A 19,141-nucleotide genomic window follows, 5' to 3' on the forward strand; every position below is an offset into this window, starting at 1 on the left:
GGGTCGCCGGCGTCGAGTGTTCGACCTGCGCAAGCAGTACCAGTTATTTTCACGATCAGTTCGGTGAACCCGGGCCATCGCCCAGCGACGCCACAGTCTTCAGCGCACCGTCGAGCATGTCGCCCTTCTCGTCCTTCAACGCCATCTCGCGCAGGCGCCTGATCCAGTCGGCGGCGTCCGAGCGGCCCTCGAGCAGGTCGAGCGCCGACAGTACGCGGTCGAATTTCGACTGGGCGCGGACATGGGTGTCGCTGTAGCCCTTGATCAGCCGGCGGCAGTTGAGGATTTCCGTGCCAAGCGCGTAGTCTCCCGGGACATGGCCGAGCGCCAGTGCGTACCAGCGCTCGAGATGCGCGGTCTCGACCTTGTGGCGCAGCAGGCGGCGGCGCCAGCGGCGCAGGCCGCCGATGAACCACAGCGCGGCGAAGCCGGCGAAGCTGTCGGTCCGGATGCGCCGGCCATGATTGATGCGGCGGTCGAGAAAGGCGGCCAGCTTCGGCCGCGCCTCGATGTAGCTGCCCAGCCCCGCCGGCAGCGTGCCGCAGAATTCCTCGATGCGCGGATGGAAATATTCGGTCACCTGCAGGATCGAGCCGTCCTTGACGCCGACCTCGCGACGCACGCGCTTGTCGCGCGTCGAGCGCGTCTTCAGGTCGGCGACGCGGATCATATCGTCGTAGCACATGGCGTTGGCCAGATGCTTTGCCGCTGCGATCGACAACGCGTAGTCATGCTCGGCGCTGTCCACGGCGACGGCCCGATCGAGCCGGTCGAGATACTCGCCGCCATACGCGATGTCCTGATAGTCGACGACCTTTTTCAGACCGCGAAGCGCCATGTCGCGCAGGGGAAGCGGCAGTGCACCGACGCGCGACGCAAGGTCCTGCCAGCCCTTCAGCAGGCTTTCCGGGCCGCTAACCTTTGCCGCCGAGCCGGTTTCGGCAGCTTTCGGCCCTGCGATCTTGTCGCCCAGAGGTGGCGCGTTCGTAATGCCACGGGCGCGATCAAAGGACGCGCCGAAGGCGGCGAGGCTGGCGTTCACGCCGCGGCCGCCGGCACTGACCGCCTGCTCATAGCTCTCGCGCGTGAACGGCAAGGCATCGGAACCCGCTAGTGCGCCGAGCAGGCTGGCCGAGATCATCGAGCCATTGTCGGCGGCGATCTTCTCCATGTCGAAGGCGATGAAGCGCTTGGCCGCGGCTTCCGCTGTCGCATGCACCTTTGGCGACGAAGCGCGGCCGTCACCGGGTTCGATCTTTTCCGACACCGCGGCGATGCGGTGCGACGAGGCGATCAGCGTCGTGCGCTCGGGCGTAACGAAGCCGCGGATGATGGCGCGGCCGGCTTCCATCAGTTCCGCCGCGATCAGGATGTCGACGTCGCCCTGCGATGGCGACAGCGCGAAGACCGGCAGCCGGCCGGTGTCGCGACACATCTCGACATAGTAGATGGTAGCGCCGGTGCGCTGGGCGACGCCGGCGACCGAGGTCGATTGCGCGACATAGCCATTGCGCTCGGCGACGTCGGTGATCCAGTCGGCCAGCACGCCGCCGCCCTGGCCGCCGACCGCCAGCACGGCAAGCTTGATGACGCGCTCATCTTCGGGAGCGCCGGCTTTCGAGCGCGGGACGGCGTCAAGCATCGGCGAATGTCAGGCGCCGGCTTTCGCGACGCCGCTGCAAGAGGCTGATCGTGGCGCGACGCGCAGCTTCCAGGAAACGGTCCCAGCGGCTGGGATTGTGCACCACGTCGGCGCGGTAGAAGGACGGGCACAGCACCGCCGCATCGGCGACCTCGCCGCAATTGCCGCAGCCGACGCAGCTCTGGTCGATATGCGCCACCGGATCGTCGCGCAGCGGATCGTCCAGCGATTTCACCGACAGCGACGGGCAGCCGGACAACCGCATGCAAGCATGGTCGCCGGTGCAGATATCCTCGTCGACACCGAATTTCGGCTTCAGGACGCGCTCGCCGCCCTTGATCGCCTTGTCGACCAGCGGCTTCTCGCGGCGCTGCCGGTTGAGCATGCATTCGGACGAGGCGACGATGACTTTCGGGCCTTTCTCGTCCGTCGTCAGCGCCTCGCGCAGCGTGTCCTGCATCTTGGTCACATCATAGGTGCGGTCGATGTGGCGCAGCCATTTGACGCCCATGCCTTTCACCGCCTCGGTGATCGGATGCTTGGTCGATTTCGTCTTGTTGCCGGCGCGCGATGAAAGGATGTCCTGCCCTCCCGTCGCCGCCGAATAGAAGTTGTCGACGATGACGATGACGCCGTCATTCTTGTTGAACACGGCATTGCCGACCGACGAGGTCAGGCCGTTGTGCCAGAAGCCGCCGTCGCCGACGAAGGAGATCGAGCGGCGCTTGGCATCGGGCGAATTGAACGCCGAAGCCGAGGCCGGCCCCAGCCCGTAGCCCATGGTGGTGGCGCCGAGCTCGAAGGGCGGCATGATCGAGAACAGATGGCAGCCGATGTCGGAGGCGATGTGGTGCTTGCCCAACTCTTGTTCGACCAGCTTTGTGGCGGCGAAGATCGGCCGTTCCGGACAGCCGACGCAGAAGCCGGGCGGACGACCCGGAACGACGTTGATCAGGTCGGCGGTATCGAGCCCGTCGCCGATCTTGTTCGGCGCGCGGACCTCGCTCGGCAGCAAATGCGGAATGGTGGCGCGCAAGAACGATCCGATGCCGTCGAGCATGACCTGGCCGGTGTATTCGCCGGCCATCGGCAGATGTTCCTTGCCGACCAGTTTGGTGCCACGCCCGGCCTTGTGCAGCATCGCGGCAAAAGCCTGCTCGATGTAGTTGGGCTGGCCTTCCTCGACGACGAGCACGGCGTCCTTTCCCTCGCAGAAGGACAGGAACTCGTCATCGATCAAGGGATAGACGGCATTCAGTACATAAAGCGGCACGTCTGTCGCCCCGTAAGTGTCGGCGAGGCCGAGCCGCTGCAGCGCGCGGATGACCGAATTGTACATGCCGCCCTGCATGACGATGCCGACCGAGCCGTGCTCGGGGCCGAAGAATTCGTTGATCTTGTTGTCGCGGATGAAATCCACGGCAGCCGGCCAGCGTTTCTGCACCTTCTCCTTCTCGTGCAGGAACGAAGCGGGCGGCAGCACGATGCGGCCGGTATCGCGGCGCGGCGCGTCGAGCGCATCGGCCACCGTCATCGCCGGCCGCTTGTTGTCCTTGGCGATGAAATGACCATGGACATGGCAACAGCGGATGCGGACCTGCAGCATGACAGGCGTGTTGGAAACCTCCGACAGTTCGAAGCCGTCCTCTACCGCCTTGACGATCGACGGCAGGTTCGGGCGGGGATCGAGCAGCCAGACCTGGCTCTTCATGGCGAAGGCGTGGCTGCGCTCCTGCATGATCGAGGAGCCTTCGCCGTAATCCTCGCCGACGATGATCAGCGCGCCGCCGGTAACGCCACCCGAGGCGAGGTTGGCCAGCGCGTCCGACGCGACATTGGTGCCGACGGTCGACTTGAAGGTCGCCGCACCGCGGATCGGATAATGCACCGATGCCGCCAGCATGGCGGTGGCGGTCGCTTCCGAGGCGCTCGCCTCGAAATGCACGCCGAGCTCGCCCAGAATGTCCTGCGCGTCGGCGAGCACGTCCATCAGATGGCTGATCGGCGCACCTTGATAGCCGCCGACATAGCCGACGCCGCATTGCAGCAGCGCCTTGGTGATGGCGAGAATGCCTTCGCCGGAAAACTCCTCACCGGCGCCGAGCCTGAGCTTTTCGACTTCTTTGGCAAAAGACCGTTCGGCCATTTTGGGCTCCTTCCGTTACCGCCGGCATCCGGCAGCGCGTAAGATCAAATGTCGTGCTTGCGAATGTTCTTCAGCATCTTCTGCAGCGTGGCGATCAACGCCGCATATTCGGCATCGTCGATGTCGTCGAACATCGCCTCGAACGCGTCATGCATGGCCGGCCACGCGCGCGCGAACTCGGCGCGGCCATCGTCGGTCAGGAACACGTGGCGGATGCGGCTGTCGGTGACCCCCTGCTCGCGCCGCACAAACCCTTGCCCCTCCAGCGTGTCGAGCGTGCGGCTCAAGGTCGACTGCTCGATGACAGTATAGACCGAGAGGTCGTTGACGGTGACGCCGTCGGTGACCGACAGGACGGCCAGTGTCCGGACCTGCGGAATGGTCAGGCCCTGCTTGCGGAAATCGTCGCGCAAGGTGGCGTTGTAGCGGCCCATGATGCGGTTCATCAGATAGGGCGCGAATTGCTGCAGGCCGATCTGGCCCAAAGTCGAGATGCGCTGGCGTTTTTCAACCTTCTGTTCCATCACAGCCTCCCCGCCAGCAGGAAGCCGGAGCCGCCGCCAAGCCCGGCGCCGGGGTGAGTGGAGGCGCCGATATGGTAGAGGCCCTTGATCCCGGTGGCGTGATTACGGCTCGTCTTGAACGGCCGCCACAGGAACGACTGGTCGATGGTCGAGGAGCCGCCATAGGGATCGCCGCCGACCAGATTGATGTTCATCGCTTCCAGATCGGCCGGCGAATAGGCGCGGCGTGCAATCACGCTGTCCTTGAACCCGTCGATATGGTTGGCGAGGATCGCTTCGGCGCGATCGGCGTAGGCCTCACGGAGCGCGTCGGTCCAGCGGCCGTCGGTCGGCGTCTGCAATTTGCCGGCCGCATCGCCCTTGATATGGCGGGGCGCCTCGGGCAGTTGCAGCCACAGGATCGCCTTGCCGTCGGGACAGCGCGACGGATCGAGCGCGTGCGGCTGACCAACGCAGATGGTCGGCACCTCCGGCAGCAGGCCGCGCACTGCCTCGTTGCAGGCTTTCGACACACCGTCGAGTCCGGGCGTCAGGTGCAGCAGCGCGACTTTGTCCAGGCCGTCGCCGCGCCAGGCGGGCGGCTTGTCCAGGGCATAATGGATCTGGAAATTGCCTTTGCCGTAGCGGTATTTTTGCGTTGCCTCGACGTTGGCCTTCGGGGCCGCGTCGCCGAGCAGCCGCTCGTAGAGCTGGGTCGGTGTGACCGAGCAGATGACGCTCTTCTTCGCGGTGACCGTTTCGCCCGAAGCCAGCCGCACGCCGGTGGCTCGGCCTCCGCTCTGGATGATGGAAGCAACGTCCCCGCCAGTCCGGATCACGCCGCCGCGCTCCTTGATCAGCGCTTCGAAGGCGGACAGCAGATTCCTGGCGCCGCCCTTGACGATCGGCGCGCCGGCGGCTTCCAGCGCAAAGGCGATCACCTTGGCGATCTGGCCGGAGAACGCGTCTTCAGGCCCCAGGCCGGCATGCAGCACCCAGGGCGCCCACAGCGCGCGGATGGTTTCAGACTGATAGGTGCTTTCCAGCCAGCTGCGCGCCGGCACCAGCGCTTCGCCGAGGAAGGCGGCAAGATTGCGCGGGCTTCGCCGCCATGCTTCGCCGGCGAGCAGCTTGGTCGTGGGATAGGACCACAGGCTGCCGCCGAGCAGCCCGAACAGCAGGCCGGCATTGCGCTCGATCTCACCGACATCGCTGGCGTGCCGGTCGCCGTCGCCTGCGGCAAGGGCATTGGCAGACGCGACATTGGCGGCGCGGTCGGTACGCAGGACGGTATGGCTGCCGTCCGGGCGCAGCACGCCGGTCGGCGTGCCGGTGTTGCAGAATTCCAGGCCGTGCCGCGCCAGGTCCTTGCCCAGCGCCGCATAGGCCGGCGAGGTGATGAACAGGACGAAGGTCGTCGCCATCACGTCATGGATGAAGCCGGGCGCGGTGATCTCCTCGGTGCGCATGCAGCCGCCGATGCGGTCGTTGCGCTCGAGCACCAGCACCTTCGCCCCCTTGCCGCCGAGCATCGCCGCGCAGACCAGCGCGTTGATGCCGCTGCCGACGATGATGTGATCGGGCGCGTTCATTGATGCTTGCTCGCTGGGGGCAGGAGGTGGAATTCAATTGCGCGGGTTGGCGTTCCTTCGCGCCCCCCTCTGTCCTGCCGGACATCTCCCCCTCTAGTGGGGAGATTGGCGGTTCCGGCGCGCCGCTCATTCCCACGGCGTTGAAGATTGGCGAAAGCGGAAGCGACGGCCGATCTCCCCCCTGGAGGGGGAGATGTCCGGCAGGACAGAGGGGGGCGTCGTAGAGCGCCAGCGTTGTAACGCTGCCGCTCCCAACCCGTCACTACAGCGTTACCTGCGACCATGATCTTCTCCCGAAGACCGCCACCTCGTCCTAATGCCTTGGCACCAGCGCCAGGGCGCGGATCGGGCTGCCGGTGCCGTGCTCGATCTTGAGCGGTGCGGCGATCAGGATCGCGCCTTTCGGCGGCAGCTGGTCGAGGTTGCAGAGGCTGGCGAGGCCGTAGCGGTTGGCCTTGTGCATCAGGCTGTGCGCCGGGAAAGGCGGCTCCATTCCCCCTGCCTTGCCGGCATCGGTGCCGATTGTCTCGCTGCCCCAGCCCTTGATGTCCTTGCTGATCAGAAACTGGATGGCCTCGGCCGTCGGGCCGGGCGTGTGCGGCCCGGTCTCGTCGGCATTGAGGAATTCGGCTTCCGAGCCGTTGCGCTTGTACCAGTCGGTGCGCATCACCACCCATTCGCCGGCATTGATAGCGCCATGCTCGGCTTCCCACGCCTTGATGTGGTCGACGGTGAGCAGGAAGTCATGGTCGGCAGCGGCTTGGCTGGAGCAGTCGATGACATTGACCGGCCCGACGAAGTTCTGTGCCGGGATGGTGTCGGTGGCGCCGTCCGGATAATCCTTGCCGGTGATCCAGTGCTGCGGCGCGTCGAAATGCGTGCCCGAATGCTCGCCGAGTTTCAGCCAGTTCCAAGCCCACCACGGTCCGTTCTTGTCATAGGCGGAGATGGCGTGGATCTCGACCTTCGGCGTGTCGACGGCGAGTTCCGGCGGCAGCTTGATCAGCGGCGTGTTCGGCCCAAGCGGGGCCGTCAGGTCGACCACCTGAATGGCGCCTGAAAGAAGCTGGCCGGCGACCTCGCCGAGGAGTTTTTGCGTGTCCATGGTCTCTGTTCCCTCTTTCTTGGATGGCTCTGAAGGCTCGTTGCGGCCCTTAATATCCTACTAGACGAAAACATATGCATCTGCAATTATCTTTAAGCATAAAGGAAATGGGGTTGGGTGGGGTGTGAGCGAGTTTGACGCCATATTCGTCGGGGCAGGCCACAACAGTCTGGCATGCGCCGCGCATCTGGCGCTCAAGGGTTGGAAAACCGGGATTTTTGAGCGCGGCGCAACAATTGGTGGCGCCGTCCAGACCCGTGAATACACGCTGCCCGGCTTCCGGCACGATTTCGGTGCGATGAATCTGAGCCTGTTCGCCGGCTCGGCCTTTCACAAGAAATATGCAAATGAATTGAAAAGCCACGGGCTGGAATTTGCGCCGGTCGCCGATTGCTTTGCCAGTGCGTTCCCCGACGGTCGCTGGTTCGGCGTCAGCAACGACCTGGAAAAGACCGCATCGCGCATGGCAGCTTTTTCCTCAGCCGACGCCGCCACATGGCGGCGGCTGGTTGACGCCTTCCCTGGAGAAGCCGAGCATCTGTTCCGGCTGCTGGGGGCACCGATGAGCGGCCGGGCGCTGGCCGGCACCGCCTGGAACCTGTGGCGCAAGAAGGGTTTCGCCGGCGCGCTCGATACCGGCCGGTTGCTGCTTTCCTCACCCCGCGCGTGGCTCGATGAGAATTTCGAGTCGCCGCATGTCAAGGCGACGCTGGCCACCTGGGGCATGCATCTCGATTTCGCCCCCGACATCGCTGGCGGCGCTGTGTTCCCCTATCTGGAATCGATGGCCAACCAGTGTTTCGGCATGGTGCTCGGCAAGGGCGGCGCCGACACCATCATCCGCGCGCTGTCGGGCATGGTCACCGCTGCCGGTGGCAAGATTATCACCGGGGCTGAGGTGGCTGAGATCACGGTTTCCGCCGGCAAGGCGACCGGCGTGCGGCTTGCCTCCGGCGAGACCCATACCGCCACAAAGGCTGTCATCGCAGGCGTGGCGCCCAAGGCGCTGCCCGGCGGACTGCTGCCTGATGGTTCCGGCGACGCCGGCTTCGACACGGCGATGAAAAAATTCCGCCATGCGCCGGGCACGATGATGATCCATCTGGCGCTTGACGATCTGCCGGATTGGCGCGCCGGCGCCGATCTCAGGCAATTCGCCTATGTGCATCTGTCGCCATCACTCGACGCCATGTCGCGTACTTACCAGCAGGCAATGTCCGGCATGCTGCCGGACGAGCCGGTGCTGGTCGTCGGCCAGCCGACTGCGGTCGATCCGTCGCGGGCTCCGGAAGGCAAGCATGTTCTGTGGGTGCAGGTGCGCATGCTGCCCGCCGAAATCCTTGGCGATGCGGCGGGCAAGATCGCGCCGGCCCACTGGGACAACGTCAAGGAGCGCTATGCCGAGCGCGTTCTCGACATCATCGAGACCTATGCGCCCGGCCTTCGCCGGAAGATCCTCGGCCGCGCCGTGTTCTCGCCCCTCGATCTCGAACGCGAGAACCCCAACCTCGTCGGCGGCGACCAGGTCTGCGGCAGCCACCATTTGGCGCAGAATTTCCTGTTTCGCCCGGCGCGCGGTTATGCCGGGTGGAACACGCCAGTCGGGAATTTGCATCTCACAGGGGCTGCAACATGGCCAGGCGCCGGCACCGGTGCGGCCTCGGGCTATATGCTCGCCCAACAGCTTGGCGGGAGGTAGAATTCAAAGGAGAGGCAATGCGCGGTTGCCCAAGGATCCTGAACCCACTGAACGACAACGACACCGCGCACAGAAAACCAACAGGGGAACGACCATGACAATCAACAGACGAGAATTGCTCGGATATGGCGCAGCAGCACTTGGCGCCACCGTCATCGGCCTGCCGCAAATGGCCAAGGCAGCCGGCGAACTGACCATCGCCTACAACGTCAACCTGCCGTCCTGGGACCCGACCACCGGGCCTTCGGCAGTCAACCCGACGATCCAGGGCCTTTACCAGTCCGTGTTCGACCAGTTCATTCCGCAGAGGCCGGACCTTTCCTTCGCGCCGGGCCTGCTGACCGAATGGGGATGGAACGAGGATCGCACCAAGATCATGATGACGGTGCGCGAGGGCGTGACGTGGCATGACGGCTCGCCGTTCACGGCCGAGGACGTAGTCTGGTCGCTGCAGCGGGCGGGCGACGAAAAGACAGGGAATCCGATCCAGTTCGTCTGGAAGAACGTCAACAATTTCAAGATCGACGGCAACAAAATCACCGGAGACGTCGTGCAGTTCGACCCGGTTTATTTCAAGTGGATGTCGTTCCTCACCGGCTACATCATGCCGAAGGCCTACTACGAGAAGGTCGGTGCCGAGGGCTTCGAGAAAGCCCCGATCGGCACCGGCCCCTATATGGTCGACAAATTCGAGCGCAACGCCTTCTTGCGACTCAAGGCCAACCCGAATTACTGGGGCGACAAGCCGGCCTTCGAGAATGTGACGATCAAGTTCGTCACCGATGCGGCGAGCCGCGTTGCCGAAATCGAGTCCGGTTCTTCGCAGGTGACGCTTGAAATTCCCTATGAGGAATATGACCGCCTGATCGCCAAGGACGGGCTTGCCGGCTCGTGTAAGAATGTTTCCGACATCGGCATGATCTTCTTCAACGACATCGACGTGATGCTGGACAAGAACGTCCGCCAGGCCGCCGTCATGGCGATCGACAAGAAGCTGCTGGTCGACCGGCTGCTGCGCGGCTACGGCCTACCCATCGACACGCTGGAAACACCGGAATACGCGGCCTACGATCCGTCGATCAAGGTCGAGCACAATCCGGAAAAAGCTAAGGAATTGCTGGCCGCGTCCGGTTATTCGCCGGAAAAGCCGGTCAAGTTCACGATTCAGACGACCAAGGGCTTCAAACCCAAGGATTACGAGATGGTCCAGGCGATCGTCGGCATGTGGCGCAAGGTCGGTATCGAGGCGACGATCGAGGTCTATGAGATCGCCAAACATTACGAGCTGCGCGCCGCCGACAAGCTGGCGCCGGCCGCCTTCTACAATTGGGGCAACGCCATTGGCGATCCGACGACATCGACCGGCTTTGCCACCTATGGCCCGAGCCCGCATTCGGTGTGGGACAGCCAGGATCTGATCGACATGATCAACCCGCTGTGGGGCGAGAAGGACGAGGCCAAGCGCCTCGCCGGCTGGAAGGCTGTCGACAAATACATCGCCGAGCAGGCCTATGTGTTGCCGCTGATCCAGTATGCGCAGCCGATCGTGCATGCCAAGGGCGTCAATGTGGTGCAGCATATATCCGGCGCGCTGTTGCCGGCGCTGATGACCCCGGCCTGAGATCGGTCCGGGATTGCCGCGCGCCGTCCGCAACGACGGCGCGCATTTTCCGCCAGGCATACAGGCGACCATGTTGCTGCAAAGATTCCTGATCCGTCTTTTGACGATGGCGATCACGCTGTTCGGCGTCGCCGTCGTGGTCTTTGTCGTCATTCGCGTCGCACCCGGCGACCCGATCGCGATGATGCTACCGCCCGGCGCGACCGACGCCGACATTGCGCGGCTGCGCGCGCTCTATGGGCTCGACAAGACCATCGTCGAGCAGTTCTTCATCTGGCTGTCCGGCGTCGTCAGGGGCGATTTCGGCACCTCGATCTCGCTCAGGCAAGATGTGCTGGGGCTGGTCTTCAACCGGCTGCCAGCGACACTGGAGCTGGCCATCACAGCGCTGCTGATGGCGCTGGCGATCGGCGGCATGACAGCGATCCTTGGCGCTCGCGAGCGCGGCACCGCGGTCGAGGTCGGCATCGACATCGCCAGCGGTGCAGCGCTTTCCATTCCCGACTTTTTGTGGGGCCTGGTTCTGATCCTCTTGTTCGGCGTGCTGGTGCCTGTCTTCGACATTTCCGGCCGGGTTTCGCCGCAGCTCGACCTGCCCTTCATCACCCAGTTCTACCTGCTCGAGAGCATCGTGCGGCTGCGCTTCGACCTGACCAAGGACCTGCTCGGGCACATGCTGATGCCGGCCGTGGCGCTGGCGCTGCCGCTGGCCGCGATCATCTCGCAGCTGTTGAAACAATCGCTGAAGGAAGTGCTCGACCTCGACTACGTCGTGCTGGCGCGGGTGAAGGGCTTTTCGGAAACGCAGGTCATTTTGCGCGAGGCGCTGAAGAACGCCGCGCTGCCGACGCTCACCTTGGTCGGCGTGCAGTTCACCTTCCTGATCGGCGGCACGGTCATCGTCGAACGGCTGTTTTCCTATGAGGGCCTCGGCAATATGGCGATCGATGCCGTCATCAACCGCGACCTGCCGCTGATCCAGGGCATCGTACTGGTCTTCGCGCTGCTGTTCGTGCTGATCAACCTGACTGTCGACATGATGTATGCGCTGCTCAATCCGAGGCTGCGTCATGGATGAGGCTCGCATTTCAAGACCCCGCACTTCAAGACATGGCTCGGGCGCAAGGCTGTGGCTTTCTGGCGGTTGGCTGCTGCTAGCCTTGCTTGCCGCGATCTTCGCGCCGCTGGTAGCGCCACAGGACCCGCTGGCGCAGGATCTGATGTTTGAACGCCTGCCGCCGTTCTGGATAAGCGGTTCGGAACCGGGCTTCTGGCTTGGCACCGACAGCCTCGGCCGCGATCTCCTGTCGCGGCTGATCTTCGGCGCACGCATCGCCTTCATCGTCGCCTTCGCCGCGGCCATTGCCGCCTGCCTGGTCGGCTCGACGCTCGGGCTTGTCGCCGGCTATTTCGGCGGTTGGGCCGACCGCATCATCTCGCGCATCGTCGATGTCTGGATGGCGTTTCCGCCGGTGCTGTTCGCCATCCTTTTGGTCGCCGTGCTTGGCACCGGCCTGAGCTCGGTCATCATCGCCATCGCCGTCATCGACTGGACGCGCTTCTGCCGGGTGATCCGCGCCGAAACGATGGGCCAGTCGTGCATGGATTATGTTGAAAACGCCCGCATCGCCGGCTACGGCCGCATCGGCATCATGCTGCGCGAGGTGCTGCCCAATGTGGTGCCGTCGATCGTCGCGCTGCTGTCGCTCGAAATGGGCATTGCCGTCATCGTCGAGGCAATCCTGTCCTTCGTCAATCTGTCGATCTCGACTGACGATCCGACCTGGGGCGGCATCATCGCCGAGGGCCGCCTGTCGATCCATCAGGCCTGGTGGGTGCTGGTGTTCCCGCTGGTCACGCTGATCCTGACCGTGCTGTCGTTCAGCCAGTTCGGTGAGGCGTTGAAGACCCGTTTCGATCCGGTGCTGCGATGAGCGCGGCGAAACCCTGCCTCGACATAAGCGGCTTGAGCGCCGTGCTGGCCAACGGCCAACGCGTGCTACGCTCGGTCTCGCTCTCGGTTCAACCTGGCGAAGTCCGCGCGCTGGTCGGCGAGAGCGGCGCCGGCAAGACGATGATCGGCAAGGCGGTACTCGGCGTACTGCCGCCCAGCGTGCGCATCGTCGAAGGCGATATGCTGCTCGAAGGCGAAGATCTCGGCCGGCTTCAGCCCAAGGCAAGGCGCACGCTGATCGGCGCCCGCACCGCACTGATCCCGCAGGATCCGCTGACCGCGCTAAACCCGTCGCGCCGCATCGGTCCGCAGATGACCGATCGGCTGGTGCGCATCCTCGGCTGGAGTGGCGACAAGGCCGATCGGCGCACTCGGCAGTTGCTGGACGAGGTGCAGATCCGCGACCCGGACCGCGTCCTCAAATGCTATCCTCACGAACTTTCCGGCGGCATGCGCCAGCGCGTGCTGATCGCCGCCGCCTTCGCCGCTGAGCCCCGGCTGATCGTCGCCGACGAGCCGACGACGGCGCTCGACGTAACGGTTCAAAAGCAAATCCTGCGGCTGATCGCGCAATTGCAGCGCGAGCACGGCACGGCGATCCTGTTCGTCACCCATGATCTCGGCGTCGTCGCCAAGATCAGCCAGAAAGTGTCGGTGCTCTATACCGGCAAGGTGGTGGAGGAGGCCGAGACGGCGGCGCTGTTTGCGGCTCCGCAGCACCCCTACACGCGAGCGTTGATGGCGGCGACACCGCGCTACACCGATCCGTTCGCCTCGCTGAAACCGGTGGACGACGCCGTTTTGGCCGGACTGGCCTCTGAGATCGCCGCCGCCGACCAGGCCTGGAGACGGCCACATGGCTGAGCCGCTGTTTTCCGTGCGCGGGCTGAAGGTCGCGCTGCCTGATATGACCCGTAAGCCGCTGATCGGCCGGGCGCCGATGGTGGAGATCCTGAAAGGGCTGGATTTCGACCTGCCAAGGGGATCGGTGACCGGCATCGTCGGCGAATCAGGATCGGGCAAATCGACGCTCGGCCGCGCTTTGGTGCGCCTGTTGGAGCCGAGCGCCGGCAGCATCACATTCGACGGGCGCGACATCACGCATTTGCCGGAGGCCGAACTGCGGCCGCTGCGCCGCAATCTGCAGATGATCTTTCAGGATCCGATGTCGTCGCTCAATCCGCGCCGCACCATCTTCAGCATCATCGCCGCGCCACTTAAGCAAAACGGCTTTGGCGACAATCTCAAGGGGCGTGTCGCGGAGGCCTTGCAGCGCGTCGGCCTGCCGCAAAGCTTCGCCAGCCGCTACCGTCACCAACTGTCGGGCGGCCAGCGCCAGCGCGTCGGCATTGCGCGTGCGCTGGCGCTGTCGCCGAAATTTGTGCTGGCCGACGAGATCGTCTCCGGCCTTGATGTGTCGACCCAGGCGCAGATCCTGACGCTGCTGGAAAAGCTGGCCGCCGAAATGGGCCTGACGGTCGCCTTTATTAGCCACGATCTGTCGGTGATCCGGCGGCTTTGCCGGCAAGTGATCGTCATGCGCGAAGGCGCGATCGTCGAAGCCAGCGCCACCGACGCCTTGTTCGAGAAGCCGCAGCAGGCCTACACGCGCGACCTGATATCAGCCATTCCGCTGCCCGAGATCGACGAAGGCTGGCTGTTGCCCGCGGCTAAAGCGCCGGCATGAAGCATCATTCGCAGCAAATCTCATTCGCACGTCGAAGAGCGGGCCTCGGGCGTGCGCCGGCAAGTCACCCACGTCCCGCGAGAAGGATGACTGACATGAGGAATGCAATCCGAAACGCAACGCTTGCGACCACCGTCCTGGCCGGCATCGGCACCGCGTCCGCCGGCTCCATCCCCGGCATGCGCGGGCACGATCACACCGGGGTTACGGTGCCCGACATGAAGCAGGCGGTCGACTTTTTCACCGAGGTCGTCGGCTGCAAGAAAGCGATGTCCTTCGGCCCGTTCGCCGACGACAAGGGCACGTTCATGCAGGATCTGCTGGGCGTCGACCCCAAGGCGGTGATCGAGGAGATCACCCTGGTCCGCTGCGGCCACGGATCGAATATCGAGCTGTTCAAATACACCGCGCCCGACCAGAAAGACCTGCAGGCCCGCAACAGCGATATTGGCGGCTTCCATATTGCCTTCTATGTCGACGATATCGCTGCGGCGAAAGCCTATCTCGATGAAAAGGACGTCAAGACGCGGATGGGGCCGCTGCCGGTTACCGAAGGGCCGGCGGCCGGCCAGACTATTCTCTATTTCCAGGCGCCCTGGGGCCTGCAGCTGGAAGCGATCAGCTATCCCAACGGCATGGCCTATGAAAAGGACGCAGAGACGGTGCTGTGGAGCCCGAAAACCCCGGAGAAATGATCCGGTATGCGCGTGCTTGCGGGCCTGACCGCAGGCACGCCATAGGACATCCGAGGCGAGTCGTTTCAATTATGAAACTTCAAGCTTGAAATAATTTGCCTCAAGCGCGATACTAGGCGCAGAAAAGCGAAGAGGAGATCGCACACATGAAGGTTGCGGTTCTCGGCGGCGGACCAGCCGGCCTCTACTTTGCCATTTCGATGAAGCTCAGGGATGCCGCGCACGAGGTGACGGTGTTCGAGCGCAACCGTGCCGACGACACATTCGGCTGGGGTGTCGTGCTGTCGGCCGAAACGCTCGACAATCTGACCAAGAACGATCCGGTCAGCGCCGTCTGGATCAAAAAACATTTCGCCTATTGGGACGATATCGCCGTCATCCATGACGGGGTGCGCACGGTTTCGACCGGCCACGGCTTTTGCGGCATCGGCCGCAAGCGGCTGCTTACCCTGCTGCAGCGTCGGGCGCGAGAGCTCGGCGTCAAGCTGGCCTTCGAAACCGATATCGCCGATCCCAAGCCCTATATGGAGAGCCACGATCTGGTGGTCGCCGCCGACGGGCTGAATTCGAAGGCACGGGGCGCTTTCGTCGACGTGTTCAAGCCCGATATAGACACACGCAAGTGCAAGTTCGTCTGGCTCGGCACGCAGCAGAAATTCGATGACGCCTTCACCTTCATCTTCGAGAAGACTAGGCATGGCTGGGTGTGGGCGCATGCCTACCAGTTCGACAAGGACACCGCGACGTTCATTGTCGAATGCAGTGAGCAGACCTGGGAGCGTTTCGGCTTCGGCGCGATGTCGCAGCAGGAATCGATCGCGGTGTGCGAACGGATCTTCGCCAGGCATCTCGGCGGCCACGCGCTGATGACCAATGCCAACCATATCAGAGGGTCGGCCTGGATCAATTTCCCGCGCGTGCTGTGCGAGCGCTGGTCCTACGAGAATCTGGCGCTGATGGGCGATGCGGCGGCATCAGCGCATTTCTCGATCGGCTCCGGCACCAAGCTGGCGCTGGAAAGTGCGGTGGCGCTGGCCGACTATGTCGATTCAGAGCCCGATCTCGAAGCCGCGTTCCGCAAATATGAAGATGCGCGGCGCACCGAAGTGCTGAAGCTGCAGTCGGCGGCGCGCAATTCGCTCGAATGGTTCGAGGAGGTCGAGCGCTATCTCGGCCTCGATCCGGTGCAATTCAATTATTCGCTGTTGACCCGCTCGCAGCGCATCAGCCACGAGAATTTGCGGCTGCGTGATGCCGAGTGGCTGGCCGGCGCCGAAGAGTGGTTTCAGCGCCAGGCCGGCGCCGGCGGCAACAGTCTTCGTCGCGCGCCGATGTTCGCACCGTTCCGGCTGCGCGATATGGCGCTGCAGAACCGCATCGTCGTCTCGCCGATGGCGCAGTACAAGGCGGTCGATGGCTGTCCGACCGACTGGCATTTCGCCCATTATGCCGAACGGGCCAAGGGCGGCGCCGGCCTCGTTTACATCGAGATGACCTGCGTCAGCTCGGAAGGCCGCATCACGCCGGGCTGCCCAGGTTTCTACGCACCCGAACATGAGGTCGCCTGGAAGCGGCTCGTCGATTTCGTCCATGCCGAGACCGAGGCGAAGATCTGCGCGCAGATCGGCCATTCCGGCGCCAAGGGCTCGACCCGGCTCGGCTGGCAAGGAACCGACGTGCCGCTGACATCAGGCAATTGGCCTGTGATGGCGGCGTCGGTGGTGGCATGGTCGCCTGAGAACCAGCTGCCGAAGGCAATGGACCGCGCCGACATGGATCTGGTGCGCGACCAGTTCGTCGCTTCCGCTGAGATGGCGGCGCGCTGCGGCTTCGACATGCTGGAGATCCATGCTGCGCACGGCTATCTCCTGTCCTCCTTCATCACGCCGCTGACCAACCGGCGCACGGACGCCTATGGCGGCTCGCTCGAAAACCGTATGCGCTATCCGCTGGAGGTCTTCCATGCCGTGCGCGCCGCCTGGCCGGCGGAAAAACCAATTTCAATGCGCATCTCGGCCAACGACTGGGTCGGCATCGAAGGCGTGACGCCGGCCGATGCGGTCGAGATCGCACGGCTGCTGCATGAGGCCGGCGTCGACATCTGCGACGTGTCGGCCGGCCAGACTTCGGCCGAGGCAAGGCCGGTATATGGCCGCATGTTCCAGACGCCGTTTTCCGATCGCATCCGCAACGAGGTCGGCATGGCGACCATGGCGGTCGGCAACATCTATGAACCGGACCACGTCAATTCGATCCTGATGGCTGGCCGCGCCGATCTGGTCGCGATGGCAAGACCGCATCTCGCCGACCCCTACTGGACGTTGCACGCGGCCGTCACGCTAGGCGACCGCGGCGTCAAATGGCCGGATCCCTATCTGCCGGGCCGTGACCAGATCTACCGGCTGGCCGAACGCGACGCGGCAGCGGGGCTGAAAGTATGAGCGGCGCCGCGACGATGACAGGACGGCATGCGCTGGTCACCGGCGGCGGCTCCGGTGTCGGCCGCGCCATCGCGCTGGCGCTGGCCGGCGCGGGGGTCGACGTCACCATCTGCGGCCGTCGCGAGGCTGCACTTGCCGAAGTTGCCGGGGAAAGCGACCGTATTTTCGGCATCGCTGCCGATGTCACCAATGAGGCGGCGATGGCGTCCCTTTACAGTCAGGCCGAGGCTGAGCGCGGGCCGATCGATATCGTCGTCGCCAATGCCGGCATGTCCGGCAGCGCGCCGGCACAGCGGACGTCGCTCGCGGACTGGCAGCGCACGCTCGATGTCAACCTGACCGGCGCATTCCTGACGGTGAAGCCGGCGCTGACCGGCATGGCCGCGCGGAAGACAGGCAGGATCGTCTTCGTTGCTTCGACGGCCGGCCTGAAGGGCTATCCCTATGTCGCCGCTTACGTGGCGGCCAAGCATGGCGTCGTCGGGCTGATGCGGGCGCTGGCGGTCGAGACCGCCAAATCCGGGGTGACCGTCAATGCCGTCTGCCCTGGCTTCGTCGAAACCGAGATGCTGGAAGTGTCCATCCAACGCATCGTCGAAAAGACCGGCCGCTCGGCCGAAGAAGCAAGGACGAGCCTTGCCTCGACCAACCCGCAAGGCCGCTTCATCCAGCCCGAAGAAGTTGCAGCCGCGGTGCTGTGGCTGTGCGGCGATGCGGCCCAATCGATCACCGGGCAGACGATCTCGATCTCGGGAGGCGAGACATGGTAGCCGGTCCCCTGCCCGCGCCATCCGGACCCGGCAAGGATCGCCTGCGCCTGTGGGTTCGGCTGCTGCGTGCCTCGCGCAGCATCGAGGCCGAGTTGCGCGAGCGCCTGCGGCAGGAGTTCAACACGACGCTGCCGCGCTTCGACGTGATGGCCGCACTCTACCGCGCGCCGGAAGGCATGCTGATGAGCGACCTGTCGCGCTTCCTGCTGGTGTCCAACGGCAATGTGACTGGGATCGTCGACCGGCTGGTTTCGGAAGGGCTGGTTGCCCGCGCCCGGCGCAATGGCGACCGCCGCACCTCGATGGTGCGGCTGACGGAGGAAGGTTCGAAGGCTTTCGCCGTGATCGCCGCCGCGCATGAGAACTGGATCGGCGAGCTGCTCGGCAATGTCAGCGAGGACGAGGCGCGCCGGCTGACCGGCATGCTGAACTCCTTCCGCAGCAACTGGGAGGGACGGGAATGACAAAGATGGCCGGCCGCAAGCCGAAGCATTTCCTCTGGCAGGTCGAAGGCAAGATCGCGACAATCCGGCTCGACCGGCCCGAGCGCAAGAACCCGCTGACCTTCGAAAGCTATGCCGAGCTGCGCGATATCTTTCGTGACCTCGTCTATGCCGAAGATGTCGATGCGGTGGTGTTCCTGCCCAATGGCGGTAATTTCTGCTCCGGCGGCGATGTTCACGACATCATTGGTCCGCTGGTCAAGATGGACATGAAGGCGTTGCTCGCCTTCACCCGGATGACCGGCGATTTCGTCAAAGCAATGCTGAATTGCGGCAAGCCGATCATTGCGGCGGTCGACGGCGTGGCGGTGGGCGCCGGCGCCATCATCGCCATGGCGTCCGACATCCGCATCGCGACACCCGAGGCCAAGACGGCATTCCTGTTCACCCGCGTCGGCCTTGCCGGCTGCGACATGGGCGCCTGCGCGATCCTGCCGCGCATCCTCGGCCAGGGCCGCGCCGCCGAGCTGCTTTACACCGGTAGGACGATGAGCGCTGAGGAAGGTGAGCGCTGGGGGTTCTACAACCGGCTGGTCGATGCGGCGGCACTCGAGGCCGATGCGCTTGAGCTGGCCGCGCGCATCGTGTCCGGCCCGACCTTCGCGCACGGCATCACCAAGACGCAGCTGAGCCAGGAATGGTCGATGGGCCTCGACCAGGCGATCGAGGCCGAAGCGCAGGCGCAGGCGATCTGCATGCAGACCGGAGATTTCAAGCGGGCTTATGAGGCTTTCGTCGCCAAGGAAAAGCCGGTGTTCGAGGGGAACTAGCATGAACGGTTTT

At 64.3% G+C, this 19,141-nt stretch carries 16 protein-coding genes; 11 read left to right on the forward strand and 5 right to left on the reverse strand.

What is annotated here, in order from left to right; genetic code table 11:
- Positions 1-55 precede the first annotated feature (55 nt).
- The 5 genes from AC0L26_RS23740 to AC0L26_RS23760 all read right to left on the reverse strand — a co-directional run bounded on the left by AC0L26_RS23740 (position 56) and on the right by AC0L26_RS23760 (position 6,988).
- Positions 56-1,642, reverse strand: a complete 1,587-nt coding sequence (locus AC0L26_RS23740; RefSeq protein ID WP_473634764.1) for an indolepyruvate oxidoreductase subunit beta family protein — start codon at positions 1,640-1,642, stop codon at positions 56-58.
- The gene (locus AC0L26_RS23745; protein ID WP_473634765.1) at positions 1,635-3,788 is read right to left on the reverse strand and encodes a thiamine pyrophosphate-dependent enzyme; all 2,154 of its coding nucleotides are present in this window, start codon (positions 3,786-3,788) and stop codon (positions 1,635-1,637) included. The genes AC0L26_RS23740 and AC0L26_RS23745 overlap by 8 nt, the downstream gene beginning before the upstream one ends.
- 44 nt (positions 3,789-3,832) lie before the next feature.
- Complete coding sequence (locus tag AC0L26_RS23750) at positions 3,833-4,312, reverse strand: MarR family winged helix-turn-helix transcriptional regulator (protein ID WP_354489160.1); 480 nt, start codon at positions 4,310-4,312, stop codon at positions 3,833-3,835.
- Positions 4,312-5,883, reverse strand: coding sequence for a phytoene desaturase family protein (locus AC0L26_RS23755; RefSeq protein WP_473634766.1), 1,572 nt, complete (start codon positions 5,881-5,883; stop codon positions 4,312-4,314). The genes AC0L26_RS23750 and AC0L26_RS23755 overlap by 1 nt, the downstream gene beginning before the upstream one ends.
- Positions 5,884-6,196: 313 nt before the next feature.
- Complete coding sequence (locus AC0L26_RS23760; protein WP_473634767.1) at positions 6,197-6,988, reverse strand: cyclase family protein; 792 nt, start codon at positions 6,986-6,988, stop codon at positions 6,197-6,199.
- Between the two features lie 124 nt (positions 6,989-7,112).
- On the opposite strand from AC0L26_RS23760, the gene AC0L26_RS23765 reads away from it, so the two are divergent.
- The 11 genes from AC0L26_RS23765 (at position 7,113) to AC0L26_RS23815 (ending at position 19,128) form a co-directional block, all read left to right on the forward strand.
- Positions 7,113-8,687, forward strand: a complete 1,575-nt coding sequence (locus tag AC0L26_RS23765; RefSeq protein WP_473634768.1) for a phytoene desaturase family protein — start codon at positions 7,113-7,115, stop codon at positions 8,685-8,687.
- Positions 8,688-8,781: 94 nt separating this feature from the next.
- Positions 8,782-10,308, forward strand: coding sequence for an ABC transporter substrate-binding protein (locus tag AC0L26_RS23770; RefSeq protein WP_473634769.1), 1,527 nt, complete (start codon positions 8,782-8,784; stop codon positions 10,306-10,308).
- 70 nt (positions 10,309-10,378) lie between these two features.
- Positions 10,379-11,386 (forward strand): ABC transporter permease, encoded by a 1,008-nt coding sequence (locus tag AC0L26_RS23775; RefSeq protein WP_473634771.1) that lies wholly within the window; start codon positions 10,379-10,381, stop codon positions 11,384-11,386.
- Positions 11,379-12,242: an ABC transporter permease gene (locus AC0L26_RS23780; protein ID WP_473634772.1), complete on the forward strand. Its 864-nt coding sequence runs from the start codon at positions 11,379-11,381 to the stop codon at positions 12,240-12,242. Before AC0L26_RS23775 ends, AC0L26_RS23780 begins: the two co-directional genes overlap by 8 nt.
- Positions 12,239-13,126, forward strand: a complete 888-nt coding sequence (locus AC0L26_RS23785) for an ABC transporter ATP-binding protein (RefSeq protein WP_473634773.1) — start codon at positions 12,239-12,241, stop codon at positions 13,124-13,126. Before AC0L26_RS23780 ends, AC0L26_RS23785 begins: the two co-directional genes overlap by 4 nt.
- Entirely contained in the window at positions 13,119-13,949 is an 831-nt protein-coding gene (locus AC0L26_RS23790; RefSeq protein ID WP_473634774.1) for an ATP-binding cassette domain-containing protein, read from the forward strand. The genes AC0L26_RS23785 and AC0L26_RS23790 overlap by 8 nt, the downstream gene beginning before the upstream one ends.
- A 95-nt stretch (positions 13,950-14,044) precedes the next feature.
- Entirely contained in the window at positions 14,045-14,644 is a 600-nt protein-coding gene (locus AC0L26_RS23795) for a VOC family protein (protein ID WP_473634775.1), read from the forward strand.
- Between the two features lie 146 nt (positions 14,645-14,790).
- Positions 14,791-17,085 (forward strand): bifunctional salicylyl-CoA 5-hydroxylase/oxidoreductase, encoded by a 2,295-nt coding sequence (locus tag AC0L26_RS23800; protein WP_473634776.1) that lies wholly within the window; start codon positions 14,791-14,793, stop codon positions 17,083-17,085.
- A complete protein-coding gene (locus AC0L26_RS23805) occupies positions 17,082-17,855 on the forward strand; it encodes an SDR family NAD(P)-dependent oxidoreductase (RefSeq protein ID WP_473634777.1) in 774 nt (257 codons plus the stop codon). The genes AC0L26_RS23800 and AC0L26_RS23805 overlap by 4 nt, the downstream gene beginning before the upstream one ends.
- On the forward strand, positions 17,849-18,319 hold the full coding sequence (locus AC0L26_RS23810) for a MarR family winged helix-turn-helix transcriptional regulator (RefSeq protein WP_473634778.1): 471 nt from the start codon (positions 17,849-17,851) through the stop codon (positions 18,317-18,319). The genes AC0L26_RS23805 and AC0L26_RS23810 overlap by 7 nt, the downstream gene beginning before the upstream one ends.
- On the forward strand, positions 18,316-19,128 hold the full coding sequence (locus tag AC0L26_RS23815) for an enoyl-CoA hydratase family protein (RefSeq protein WP_473634779.1): 813 nt from the start codon (positions 18,316-18,318) through the stop codon (positions 19,126-19,128). Before AC0L26_RS23810 ends, AC0L26_RS23815 begins: the two co-directional genes overlap by 4 nt.
- The last annotated feature ends 13 nt before the right edge of the window (positions 19,129-19,141 follow it).

Source organism: Mesorhizobium sp. WSM4823, from assembly GCF_055811195.1.